The organism is Actinoallomurus sp. NPDC050550, assembly GCF_040655075.1.
Lineage (GTDB): Bacteria > Actinomycetota > Actinomycetes > Streptosporangiales > Streptosporangiaceae > Actinoallomurus.
Map to the genome: position 1 here is coordinate 24223 of NZ_JBFAJC010000085.1, position 12326 is coordinate 36548.

Here is a 12326-nt window from a genome sequence, read left to right on the forward strand (position 1 = left end):
CGTGGCCGTACCTAAGCGGAAGAAGTCGCGCAGCAACACGCGGCACCGTCGCTCGCAGTGGAAGACCCAGGCGCCGACGCTCGTGCGCTGCCCGCAGTGCCGCGACGAGAAGCTGCCGCACACCGCGTGCCCGACCTGCGGCACCTACAACCGCCGACAGGTCATCGACGTGGCCTGAACGACGTACCCCGGGGGCGGCCGCAATGCCGCCCCCGACCTCGTCTCGCGATGAAGACTCGCCCGAGGTCGTGGCGGACGCCGGAGACACCCGGCGTGCGCCTCGCCCTCGCGGACCCTTCCTCGGAGGAAGAACCGTGAGAATTCCCTACGACGCGACCCTTGTTGTGGGGGTCGCGTGAAGACCGATCATTCGGCGTCCGACCGTGGTCCGCTGGAGGACGCCCTCGGCGTCAGCCCCGACCCGGCGCTCCTCGAACGCGCCCTGACCCACCGGTCCTACGCCTACGAGAACGGCGGACTGCCGACCAACGAGCGCCTGGAGTTCCTCGGCGACTCGGTGCTCGGCCTCGTCGTCACCGACACCCTGTTCCGCAACCATCCGGACCTGCCTGAGGGACAGCTCGCCAAGCTACGGGCCGCGGTGGTCAACATGCGCGCCCTCGCCGGCGTGGCCCGCGCGCTCGGTCTGGGCGCCTACATCCGGCTCGGCCGCGGTGAGGAGGGCACCGGAGGGCGCGACAAGTCCTCGATCCTCGCCGACACGCTCGAGGCGCTGATCGGCGCGGTCTACCTCGACCTGGGCCTCAAGGCCGCCGACGATCTGGTCCACCGCCTGTTCGACCCGCTGATCACCCGCTCGGCCAGCCTGGGCGCCGGGCTGGACTGGAAGACCTCCCTGCAGGAGCTGACCGCCACGGAGGATCTCGGCGTTCCCGAGTACCACGTGGAGGAGAGCGGCCCGGACCACCAGAAGACGTTCCGCGCCGTGGTGGTCGTCGGCGGTACGGAGTACGGCCGCGGCGAGGGGCGCAGCAAGAAGGAGGCCGAGCAGCAGGCGGCCGAGGCGGCGTGGCGGGCGATCCGCGAGCGCTCCGGAGAGAAGCCGCAAGACTGATGCCCGAGCTTCCCGAGGTGGAGGTCGTCCGGCGCGGCGTCGAGCGCTGGGTGGTCGGCCGTACGGTCCGGTCGGCCGAGGTGCTGCATCCACGCGCGGCGCGCCGGCACGCGGAGGGGCCCGCGGACCTGGCGGTGCGGATGACCGGCCGGACCGTCGTGGCGGCGCGACGACGCGGGAAGTACCTCTGGCTCCCGGTCGGCGACGACGAGGCGCTGCTGGCCCACCTCGGCATGAGCGGCCAGCTGATCGTCGACGATCCGGAGCGGCCGCCGGAGAAGCACCTGCGCGCCCGGTTCACCTTCTCCGACGGAGGACGGGACCTGCGCTTCATCGACCAGCGCACCTTCGGGCATCTCGCCCTGGCCGCGACCGTGGACGGCGTACCCGAGCCGATCGCGCACATCGCCCCGGACCCGCTCGAGGACGCCTTCGACGAGGAGGCGTTCTACGGGGCCCTGCGGCGCCGGCGCACCGGGGTGAAACGGGCGCTTCTCGACCAGTCGCTGATCAGCGGTGTGGGCAACATCTACGCCGACGAGGCCCTGTGGCGGGCCCGGCTGCACTGGGCGCGACCGACCGAGACCCTCACCCGGCCGGAGGCGACGCGCCTGCTGACGGGGGTGCGCGAGGTCATGGCCGCGGCGCTCGAGGCGGGCGGCACCTCCTTCGACAGCCTCTACGTCAACGTGAACGGCGAGAGCGGCTACTTCGAGCGGTCGCTCAACGCCTACGGGCGGCGCGACGAGCCCTGCGCGCGGTGCGGCAGCCCCATCCGCCGCGACGCCTTCATGAACCGCTCCTCTTTCACCTGCCCCACCTGCCAGCCGCGTCCCCGCCGCGCGCACTACTGACCCGAGCCGAGGCCGGGAAGCCGGTCGGGGTCGGTCGGGGAGGCCCGGAGGTCGGTCGGGGTCGGTCGGGACAGGCAGGGAGGTCGGTCGGGGTCGGTTGGTCCGGACAGGCCGGGAGGCCGGTCGGGACAAGACCGCCGCCCTTCCGGGCTGTCCGGAAATGGAGTTTTTCGTGCTCGATGGGCTACGCGGTGTACACGCCTACGATCAGGGGAATGGATGATGACGTACGGCTTACCGCCTGGGTGCGGGGCCGGGTGCAAGGTGTCGGCTTCCGGTGGTGGGTGCGCTCCCGCGCACTGGAACTCGGCTTGACCGGTTCGGCGAGCAATCTCGTGGATGGCCGGGTCGAAGTGATCGCCGAGGGGCCGCGTAAGGCATGCGAAGTGCTTTTGGAGCTGTTGCGTGGTGGAACGACGCCGGGAAGGGTCACCGGTGTATCGGATCGCTGGACCGAGCCGCGTGGCGGACTTCAAGGCTTCGCCGAACGGTGATCGGTCTGGGAGGTCTGCTAAACTTGTACGGACAGGTTGTTACGGGTCTGTGACATCTGTCTTGACCGGCTCTCCTGCCGGTGCGACCCTAGTTGTTACGCGCACCTCAAGTAGCTCTTCGTGCGCGACCATTCCTGCTGGTCACTCAGCGTGGAGGACCCTTAATCATGGCGAAGGCTCTACTCGGCCACGTCGGCGGTCCGGACCCCCGCATGGTTGCGGAGATGCGGCGCCTGCAGCAACGTGTCCGTGACCTGGAGGCCGAACTCGTACGGCTCCAGTCCGAAAACGACGCGCTTGCCGCTGTTGCTGACAATGAAGTCATGGCGCTTGCCGTCAAGGATCGCGAACCGGCGCTGACCTGACGTCAGCGCCGCATGTTTAAAAGGGACGTCGACCTGACGTCCCTTTTTGTTCGCCCCCGCCGGCCACCGTTCCGGTGCATGCATATTCGGCCGAGCCGGTCGTCATGCAATGTCAGGGGAAACATTTTCATGATCCAATTCCCCGGCTCGTACGGGGAATTCCGATCGGTCTTCGAACCGGGCCGTCCGTTCGCCCGGCTGTGACAGACGCCACAGCCTGCGTTCGGCGTTCCTGTGCGACGTCGCCCCGGCACGGTGGGGATTCCGCCGGAGACATGCCACGCGTGACGTTCGACCATGGCACATTGGTGAAAGTCGGATACCCGGCCCGGAAGGTGCCGGACGGTATCGTGCGGGGATGGCCGGGCGCCGTGGGCACGGCTTGGGGCGGTCCACCCGCCGGCCCTTCCTTGCCCGACCAACCCGCCCCGGCCGACCTCCCGGCTCGGAGAAAGGATCGGTGGACGCTTGTACTTGAAGAGCCTCACACTGCGGGGTTTCAAGTCCTTCGCGTCCTCGACCACGCTGCGCCTGGAGCCCGGGATCACCTGTGTCGTCGGTCCGAACGGCTCGGGCAAGTCCAATGTCGTCGACGCGCTCGCCTGGGTGATGGGGGAGCAGGGCGCCAAGTCGCTGCGCGGCGGCAAGATGGAGGACGTGATCTTCGCGGGCACCTCCTCGCGCCCGCCGCTCGGCCGCGCCGAGGTCGTCCTCACGATCGACAACTCCGACGGCGCGCTGCCCATCGACTACACCGAGGTCACGATCAGCCGGCTGATGTTCCGGTCCGGGCAGAGCGAGTACTCCATCAACGGCGACCCCTGCCGTCTGCTGGACGTCCAGGAGCTGCTGTCCGACTCCGGCATCGGCCGGGAGATGCACGTCATCATCGGACAGGGACAGCTCGACCGCGTCCTGCACTCCGGCCCGGAGGGGCGGCGGGCGATGATCGAGGAGGCCGCCGGCGTCCTCAAGCACCGCAAGCGCAAGGAGAAGGCCCTCCGCAAGCTCAACGCGATGCAGGCCAACCTCACGCGTGTGCAGGACCTCACCACCGAGCTGCGCCGCCAGCTCAAGCCCCTGGGCCGGCAGGCGGAGATCGCCCGGCGGGCGGCGGTCATCCAGTCCGAGCTGCGCGACGCGCGGCTGCGGCTCCTCGCCGACGACCTGGTGACGCTCACGGCCAAGCTGCAGCAGGAGGCGGCCGACGAGGCGAGCATCCGCGAGCGCCGTACGGCGGTGGAGCAGGCCCTGACGCAGGCCCAGCAGCGGGAGGCCGCCCTGGAGGCCGAGGCGGCCGAGCAGGCGCCGGTCCTCGCCCAGGTGCAGGACACCTGGTTCCAGCTGTCCTCGCTGCGCGAGCGCCTGCGCGGCGTCGGCGAGCTCGCCGCCGAGCGGCACCGCAACGCGGTCGAGGCGCAGGCGGAGGAGCGCCGGGGCCGCGACCCGGAGGACATGGAGCGCGAGGCCGCGCAGATCCGGGAGCAGGAGGAGGTCCTGGGCGCCCGGCTCGAGGCGGCGCAGGACCTGCTGGCCGAGGCCGTGGACGAGCGCGCCACCGCCGAGGCGGCTTTGAAAGAGGAGGAGTACCGCCTGCAGGACGCCGCGCGGGCGGCCGCCGACCGCCGCGAGGGGCTCGCCCGGCTGCGCGGCCGGGTCGAGGCCCTCGGCAGCAAGGTGCAGGCCACCGAGGCGGAGATCGGCCGGCTCCAGGAGGCGCTCGCCGACGCACGGGAGCGCGCGGCGGCGGCCCAGGCCGAGTACGAGGAGCAGGACACCGAGGCCGCCGAGGACCCGGAGCTGGCCGCCGAGCACGAGCGCGCCCAGGAGGTCCTCGAGCAGGCCAAGGAGGCCGCCGAGCAGGCGCGTGAGGCCGTCGAGGAGCCCCGGGGACTGCTCAAGCAGGCGCGGGACCGCGTCGCCGCCTCGCGGGGTGCCGACCAGGCGGCGCAGAAGGAGGTCACGGCGCTGCAGGCCCGCGTCGAGGCCCTGGACCAGACGATGGGCAGCGCGGCCGACGGCGGGGAGGTCCTGCTCGCAGCCGATCTCGACGGGGTCCTCGGCACGATGGCGTCCCTGCTGTCGGTCGAGCCGGGCGCCGAGATCGCGGTCGCGACGGCGCTCGGCGCGGCCGCCGAGGCCGTCGCCGTCGCCTCGCTCGACACCGCCGAGGCCGCGCTGACCCTGCTGCGCGCCGAGGACGCCGGGCAGGCCGGCGTCGTCGTCGGCGCGCGCCTTCCCGCGTCCGACGGGGGCGGCGAGCGTCCCGCCCTGCCGGACGGCGCGCGCCTGGCGGCCGACCTGGTCACCGCCCCCGAGCCGGTGCGGGCTGCGGTCCGCCACCTGCTGGCCGGCGTCGTGGTGGTCGACGACCTGCCCGCCGCCGCCGCGCTCGTCCGGGCCCGGCCCGCGCTGCGGGCGGTGACGCGCGAGGGCGATCTGCTCGGCGCCCACTGGGCGCTCGGCGGCGGCAAGCGGCAGAGCCTGCTGCAGATGCGCTCCGCCCGCGACGAGGCCGCCGAGGGGCTCGCGACCGCCGAGGCGAAGGCCGAGGGCACCGCCGTCGCTCTGGAGGAGGCCATCGCGGAGGAGCAGCGCGCCCAGGCGGTGCTGGAGGCCGCGCAGGCGGCGGTAGGCGAGGCCCAGGCCGGCGTGAACCGTGCGCAGGCGGGCCTGGACAAGGTGCGCGCCCGGATGCGGGAGGCGGCTGCCGAGGCGGCGCAGGAGGCCAAGCAGGTGGCGCGGCTGCAGGCCGCGGCGCAGGCGGCCCGGCAGGAGGCCGAGCGCCTGGCCCGGTCGCTGAGCGCCGCCGAGGAGGCCCGCGACCGCGACCTGATGGCGGCCGCCGAGCTGCGCGAGCGCCTGGAGATCGCCGAGGCCGAGCCGGTCGAGGACGACGACGACCAGGACACCGCCCGCCGCGATGAGCTGAACGAGCGTTGCCAGCAGCTGCGGTCGGCCGAGATGGAGGCGCGGCTGAACGTCCGCACCGCCGAGGAGCGGGTCGCCGCCATCGCCGGCCGGGCCGACCAGCTGGAGCGGGCCGCCGCCCGCGAGCGCGAGGAGCGCGCCCGCGCGGCCGAGCGCCGCCGGCGCCGGGAGCGCGACGCCCAGGTGGCGCAGGCCGTCGTGGCCGGCGCCCAGCGGGCTCTGGACCGCATCGAGGTCTCGATCGCCGCGGCCGTCGCCGAGCGCGAGACGCAGGAGCAGGCGCGCGCCGCCCGCGAGGAAGAGCTGAAGACCGTCCGGACCAGTGTGAGGGAACTCACCTCCGAGCACGAGAAGCTCGTCAACGTCGCGCACGGCAGCGAGGTCGCGCGGGCCGAGCAGCGGCTGCGTCTGCAGCAGTTCGAAGAGCGCGCGATGGAGGAGTACGGGCTCGAGGTCGACGTGCTGATCGCCGAGTACGGCCCGGATCAGGCGGTGCCGCCCGCCCCGGACGCCCCCGAGGACGCCGTCTCCGAGCCGTACGACCGGGTCAAGCAGGAGAAGCGCGCCAAGCAGGCCGAACGCCAGCTTGCCCAGCTGGGCAAGGTGAACCCTCTCGCCCTGGAGGAGTTCGCGGCGCTGGAGGAGCGCCACGCCTTCCTGACCTCACAGCTGGAGGACCTGAAGAAGACCCGCCGGGATCTGCTCACCGTGGTCAAGGAGGTCGACGATCGCGTCCAGCAGGTGTTCGCCGCGGCCTACGAGGACACCGAGCGCGAGTTCGTCGGCATCTTCTCCCGGCTGTTCCCGGGCGGGGAGGGCAAGCTGTCGCTGACCGACCCGGAGGACATGCTCACGACCGGGATCGAGGTCGAGGCGCGGCCCCCGGGCAAGAAGGTCAAGCGGCTGTCGCTGCTGTCCGGTGGCGAGCGCTCCCTCGTGGCCGTCGCCTTCCTGGCAGCGATCTTCAAGGCGCGGCCGTCGCCGTTCTACGTGCTGGACGAGGTCGAGGCGGCGCTGGACGACACCAACACCCAGCGGCTCCTCGCCATCTTCGAGGAACTGCGCGCGTCGTCGCAGCTCATCGTCATCACTCACCAGAAGCGGACGATGGAGTCCGCGGACGCCCTCTACGGCGTCAGCATGCGCGGCGACGGCGTGACTCAGGTCGTCAGTCAGCGCCTTCGCGAACACGAGCCGGCCTGACAAAAGGCTTCCGGATTCGTTGTCAAAAGTGTTTCGGCTCGTTCATATCGTAACTTTCGTCACATTTTGTTCCACTCTCGCTAGAGTCACGGCGGTCCCCTCAAGGCGTAAAAACACCAGGAGGTCAAAGTGGACCCGCAGCGACTCAAAGGCAACTTCGCCCAGGTAGCGACCCACGGCATGGACGTGGCCGAGTACTTCTACGCCGACCTGTTCCAGCGCAATCCGCAGTACCGCCCCCTTTTCCCGGCGTCGATGGCGCGTCAGCAGGAGGTCCTGCTGGGGGCGCTCGTGCAGATCGTGTCGCTCGTGGACGACCCGGAGCAGCTCGTCCCGTACCTCGAGGAACTGGGCCGCACGCACGGCGGATTCGGCGTCACCGCGCAGCACTACCCCGAGGTGGGCACCAGCCTCGTGTCGACGCTCAAGCACTTCAGCGGCGACGACTGGAGCGCCGAGCTGGAGAAGGACTGGGTGGAGGCGTACGGCGTGGTCGCCGGCGTCATGGTGAAGGCCGCCGGCCAGAACTAGCCGCCGGGCGACGGCCCGCCCGGTTTCGGGAGAATGTGTGGATGCTCAACGGCTGAAAGACAACTTCGCTCACGTGGCGCAGCACGGTGACCAGGTAGCGCTTTTCTTCTACTCCGATCTATTCCTGCGGAATCCGCGGCTGCGGGAGATGTTCCCCGTCGGCATGAGCCATCAGCGCGATCGTCTGTTGTCCGCGCTGGGACGCATCGTGTCGCAGGTCGACAACCTTCCGGATCTCGTTCCGTTCGTGCAGCAACTCGGCCGGGATCACCGCAAATTCGGAGTGGAGGCCCTGCACTATCCCGAAGTCGGGGCGAGCCTCGTCGCGACCCTCCGCTACTTCTCCGGGCCGTCGTGGAGCGAGCAGCTGGCGCAGGACTGGACGGACGCCTACAACCTGCTCTCGAACGTCATGATCGAGTCGGCCCAGGAGGACGCCGCGGCGCGCCCGTCGTGGTGGAACGCTCAGGTCATCGCGCACGAACGCCGGCGATTCGACCTCGCGGTCATGCGGGTCCTCCCCGACCGGCCGTTCTCGTACCGGCCCGGGCAGGCCGTCGCGCTGGAGGTCCCGGCCCGCATGCGGATGTGGCGCTACTACTCGATGGCGAACGCCCCCCGCCCCGACAACACTCTGGACTTCCACGTACGGCTGATCGACGGCGGCCCGGTCAGCCCGGTCCTCGTCCGATCGATCGCCGTCGGCGACTGGGTCAAACTCGGTGCCCCGATCGGCACGATGACCCTCGACGACCGGTCGGAACGCGACGTACTGCTCATCGGAGGCAGCACCGGTCTGGCACCGCTCAAGGCGATCCTCGATCAGATCGCCGCGCGGCCCAACCCGCCGCGCGTCCACCTCTTCTTCGGCGCCCGATACGTCGACGGACTGTACGACCTGGACGAGTTGCAGAAGCGGGCGGCCGGGACGCCGTGGCTCACCGTCATCCCGGCGGTCTCCGACCACGATCCCGGCCCGGCGGCCGAGCGCGGAACGCTTCCCGACATCGTCGGACTGTACGGTCGGTGGCAGGACCATGACGCCTATGTCTGCGGCTCGCCTGGAATGACCGACGCGACCGTCGATCGGCTCCTCCAACTCGGGCTGAGCCACGATCGCATCCGGACCGACAAGTACGCGGACGCTTAGAGGAGAGTTATGACCTCCCCCGACATTCACGGCGCCCAGCGCCTCACCCCGGCGGAGCTGCAGTCGGTCAACTTCCACCGCGCTGCGCTCGGTCGCCGGGGCTTCGACGAGGACCAGGTCCGGGCATTCCTGGGCCAGGTCGAGCAGGAGCTGGTCCGCGTCCTCAACGAGAAGGCGGCCCTGGAGAACGAGGTCGCCCGCCTGCGAGAACGCATCGCGGGCAGCCCGCCGGGCGTGAGCACGGTGCAGCCCGAGGACGCCCACATCCAGGCCGTACGGATCCTGTCGAACGCGCAGCAGACCGCGGACCAGTACGTCGCCGACGCGCAGCGGTACAGCAGGGAGATCACCGAAGAGGCCAGGCGCGGCCGGGAGGAGATCCTCGCCGACGCTCAGTCCCGCGCCGTCCTCGTCCTGGAGGAGGCCCACCGGCAGGCGTCGAACGCCGCCGCGGCGGTCGCCCCGTCGACCGAGCCGATGTCCGGGGACGAACGGCGGGAGCTCGAGCGCGAGCTCGCCTACCTGCGGACGTTCAGCGATGTCTACCGGACCCACCTGCGCACCTACCTCGAGGCGCTGCTGCGCAATGTCGAGGAGTGGGAGAAGTCCGAGCGCGACTCGGTCTCCCACACCCGCGCGGTACCTCCCCGCCTGGACTGATCGTCCCCGGCCGCGCGCCGGCCGGGCGGGAGTACGACCGCACCGACGGGTGGTGAGCTGGTAGGGATCGGGCGGGGTGCGACCGTACCGACGGCGGTGAGCGGGTAAGGATCGGGCGGGCGCGACCGCACCGACGGGCGGCGAGCGGGTAAGGGACCGGGGAGGGCAGCCGGATCCTTCTGCGAGACTGGGACACGCTATGGAATACGTGATTCTCGCCATCGCCATCGTCGTGCTCGCCGTCGTGGCGGGCGGGTTCTTCCTGGTCCGGGGTCGACGCGGTGCGGCACCGCCGCCGCGGGCACCGGAAGCGCCCAAGACGCCCGAGGCCCCGCGCGGCGGCACCGCCGTCATCGAGGAAGAAGAGACCGTCGCGCCGCCCGCCCGGGCGCCGGTCCCCGAGGCACCGCCCGCCCCGCCCGAGATCGAGGTGCCGCCGCCGTCCGCCGGCCGCCTCGTACGGCTAAGGGCGCGGCTGTCCCGCTCCCAGAACGCCCTGGGAAAGACCCTGCTCACCCTGCTGTCCCGCGAAACGCTGGACGACGACGCCTGGGACGAGATCGAGGACACCCTCGTCCAGGCCGACGTCGGCGTCACGCCCGCCCGGCAGATCGTCGAAGACCTGCGCACCAAGGTGAAGGTCTACGGCTCGCGGACCCCGGATGAGGTCCGCGGAATGCTCAAGGACGAGATGCTCGCCCAGATCGGCAAGGACTGGGACCGCTCCCTGCGCACCGAGCCGCACGGCGCCCAGCCGGCGATCATTCTCGTGGTCGGCGTCAACGGTACGGGCAAGACGACCACCTGCGGCAAGCTCGCGCGGGTGCTCGTCGGAGACGGCCGGTCCGTCCTCCTCGGGGCGGCCGACACGTTCCGCGCCGCCGCCGCCGACCAGCTGCAGACCTGGGGGTCCCGGGTCGGCGCCGAGGTCGTGCGCAGGGACGAGGGCGCCGACCCGGCGAGCGTCGCGTTCGAGTCGGTGAAGAAGGGCATCGAGGACCGCGTCGACACGGTCATCGTCGACACCGCTGGCCGCCTCCACACGAAGACCGGCCTGATGGACGAGCTCGGCAAGGTCAAGCGCGTCGTCGAGAAGCAGGCCCAGGTCGACGAGGTCATTCTCGTGCTCGACGCGACGACCGGGCAGAACGGCCTGCGCCAGGCCCGCGTGTTCGCCGAGGTCGTCGACGTCACCGGCATCGCGCTGACCAAGCTGGACGGCACCGCCAAGGGCGGCATCGTCATCGCGGTCCAGCGTGAGCTCGGCGTCCCGGTCAAGCTCGTCGGTCTGGGGGAGGGCCCCGACGACCTGGCACCCTTCGACCCGGAGGGCTTCGTCGACGCCATCCTGGGCGGCTGACCCGAGCGGCCACGGTGCCGGCTACCGGCCCCCGGCGCGGGGCTCGCGAGGCGTCGTCGGCCGGGGCGGGGCGGCGCATGGATGAGGCATTCGGGCGGTTCGGCCGGTCCTCTGGAGAGTGCCGGCGGTCCGGACGGCCGGCACTCGTAGAGGGGAGCGGCGGTCCGACCCCAGTCCCCGTGGAGGGGGCTGGGGGTCCTGGCGGTCGGTCCTCGTGAGGGTGTCGGGGCTCCGGGCGGTCGGCTCCCCGTGGAGGGTGCGGGCGGTCCGGGCGAGCGGCTCTCCGCGGAGGGCGTCAGCGGTCTGGGCGGTGGGCCCCGTGGAGGGTGCCGGCGGTCCGGGCGGTCAGTCCTCGCGGAGGGCGTCGGCGACGGCGGCGGCCAGGGTCAGCCTGGCCCCGCCGCGGAACGCCGCGCCGAACCCTCGGCGCCCCAGAGCCTCCTGGGCGTGCGTCTGGCACCCCTGGTGGAAGCTGACGTGATACGGCAGCTGGGTCGGCGAGAAGCCGATCTCCTGCCAGACGCGGTCCGCGGCGCCGAGCAGGCGGGCCGCGCGCTCATGGGCGCCGCGGGCACCCGCGGTCCAGGCCAGCACCTCCAGGAACTGGGCGAGCCCCCAGCGGTCCTCGATCACGGCCCAGGGGCCGGCGACCTGGCGCATCATCCTCTCCGCCTGCCGCCAGTCGCCCTGCTTCCATGTGGCGACACCGATGGCGAACAGCGCGTACGCCCGGAACAGGGGCGCGTCCTTGGCGTCGCAGAGGGCCACGAGCTCCTCGCCGAGCGCCGCGGCGAGGTTCGGGTCGTGCGAGACGCAGAACATCGACGCCAGGTAGAGGTTGAGGCCGACGGCGTCGAGATCACCGGTGGCCCAGTGGCGGTCCCGGGCCTCCTTCATCAGGCCGAGCCCGCGGCGGCCGTTCCCGGTGGACAGCGTGGCGATGCCGGACACCATGGTGGCGAACGCCGACGCCGTCGTGTCCCCCGCCGCGTCAGCGAGCGGGCGGCACTCGTCGATCCGCGCGAGCGCCCCGGGGATGTCACGCTGGTAGAGGGCGAGCAGGGCGTCGACCCACAGCGCGGTGATCCGGGCGTCCACGGGAGCGGGTACGAGGTCCAGCCCGCGCTCCAGCCAGTGGCGGCCCTCGGTGAGGGCCCCGGCGAGCAGCCAGAACCCCCACATCGACGAGGCGATCTCCAACCCCGCGGGCGCCGAGGCCGGGCGGCCGTAGCAGCCCTCGATGGCCACACGTAGGTTGGGCAGCTCGACCTGCAACGTCCGGAAGCGGTCGAGCTGATCGGCGGTCATCCGGTCGATCCGGCACCGCTGGACCAGCGCCCCGTAGTGGACGCAGTACCGCTCGAGCAGCCGCCGTTCCTCGGGCGTGTCCAGGAGTTCACGCCCGTACGCGCGGATGCTGTCGAGCATGCGGTACCGCGTGCGGGTACCGGCCCGTTCGGCGGTCAGGATCGACTTGTCCACCAATTCGGCGCAGAGGCCGAACACGTCCTCGGCGGCGATGTCCCTGCCGGAGCAGATCTCTTCGGCGGTGTCGAGGTCGACGCCGCCGGGGAAGGTGGCGAGGCGGGCCCAGAGGTGTTGTTCGGAGGGGGAGCACAGGTCGTGGCTCCAGTCCATGGTGGCGCGGAGGGTTTGGTGGCGGGGGAGGGCGGTGGTGCTGCCGCCGGTGAGGGTGGTGAAGC

At 71.7% G+C, this 12326-nt stretch carries 10 protein-coding genes and 1 pseudogene; 10 read left to right on the forward strand and 1 reads right to left on the reverse strand.

Annotated elements, in window-relative coordinates:
• The first annotated feature begins 1 nt into the window (after position 1).
• From rpmF to ftsY, 10 genes are all read left to right on the forward strand, one after another.
• Positions 2-178, forward strand: a complete 177-nt coding sequence (rpmF, locus tag AB0I04_RS51750) for a 50S ribosomal protein L32 (protein WP_285569124.1) — start codon at positions 2-4, stop codon at positions 176-178.
• Between the two features lie 177 nt (positions 179-355).
• Positions 356-1075 (forward strand): ribonuclease III, encoded by a 720-nt coding sequence (gene rnc, locus AB0I04_RS51755; protein WP_360903206.1) that lies wholly within the window; start codon positions 356-358, stop codon positions 1073-1075.
• Positions 1075-1929, forward strand: coding sequence for a bifunctional DNA-formamidopyrimidine glycosylase/DNA-(apurinic or apyrimidinic site) lyase (gene mutM / locus AB0I04_RS51760; RefSeq protein ID WP_360903209.1), 855 nt, complete (start codon positions 1075-1077; stop codon positions 1927-1929). The genes rnc and mutM overlap by 1 nt, the downstream gene beginning before the upstream one ends.
• A gap of 215 nt (positions 1930-2144) precedes the next feature.
• On the forward strand, positions 2145-2423 hold the full coding sequence (locus AB0I04_RS51765; protein ID WP_360903212.1) for an acylphosphatase: 279 nt from the start codon (positions 2145-2147) through the stop codon (positions 2421-2423).
• Positions 2424-2590: 167 nt separating this feature from the next.
• On the forward strand, positions 2591-2788 hold the full coding sequence (locus tag AB0I04_RS51770) for a hypothetical protein (protein WP_345443759.1): 198 nt from the start codon (positions 2591-2593) through the stop codon (positions 2786-2788).
• A gap of 468 nt (positions 2789-3256) precedes the next feature.
• Positions 3257-6922: a chromosome segregation protein SMC gene (smc, locus tag AB0I04_RS51775; protein ID WP_360903216.1), complete on the forward strand. Its 3666-nt coding sequence runs from the start codon at positions 3257-3259 to the stop codon at positions 6920-6922.
• 129 nt (positions 6923-7051) lie between these two features.
• On the forward strand, positions 7052-7453 hold the full coding sequence (locus tag AB0I04_RS51780; RefSeq protein ID WP_360903219.1) for a globin domain-containing protein: 402 nt from the start codon (positions 7052-7054) through the stop codon (positions 7451-7453).
• A gap of 73 nt (positions 7454-7526) precedes the next feature.
• Positions 7527-8603 (forward strand): FAD-binding oxidoreductase, encoded by a 1077-nt coding sequence (locus tag AB0I04_RS51785; RefSeq protein ID WP_360903222.1) that lies wholly within the window; start codon positions 7527-7529, stop codon positions 8601-8603.
• Positions 8604-8612: 9 nt separating this feature from the next.
• On the forward strand, positions 8613-9263 hold the full coding sequence (locus tag AB0I04_RS51790) for a DivIVA domain-containing protein (protein ID WP_360903225.1): 651 nt from the start codon (positions 8613-8615) through the stop codon (positions 9261-9263).
• 199 nt (positions 9264-9462) lie between these two features.
• Positions 9463-10623, forward strand: a complete 1161-nt coding sequence (gene ftsY / locus AB0I04_RS51795) for a signal recognition particle-docking protein FtsY (RefSeq protein WP_360903228.1) — start codon at positions 9463-9465, stop codon at positions 10621-10623.
• Positions 10624-10968: 345 nt separating this feature from the next.
• Here the strand turns inward: ftsY and AB0I04_RS51800 are convergent.
• A pseudogene (locus AB0I04_RS51800) lies at positions 10969-12326 on the reverse strand (hypothetical protein); the annotation flags it as partial.

Coding starts and splice junctions, on each gene's coding strand:
- AB0I04_RS51765 (WP_360903212.1), top strand. CDS start 2,145: ATGGATGATGACGTACGGCTTACCGCCTGGGTGCGGGGCCGGGTGCAA.
- AB0I04_RS51770 (WP_345443759.1), top strand. CDS start 2,591: ATGGCGAAGGCTCTACTCGGCCACGTCGGCGGTCCGGACCCCCGCATG.
- AB0I04_RS51790 (WP_360903225.1), top strand. CDS start 8,613: ATGACCTCCCCCGACATTCACGGCGCCCAGCGCCTCACCCCGGCGGAG.
- mutM (WP_360903209.1), top strand. CDS start 1,075: ATGCCCGAGCTTCCCGAGGTGGAGGTCGTCCGGCGCGGCGTCGAGCGC.
- ftsY (WP_360903228.1), top strand. CDS start 9,463: ATGGAATACGTGATTCTCGCCATCGCCATCGTCGTGCTCGCCGTCGTG.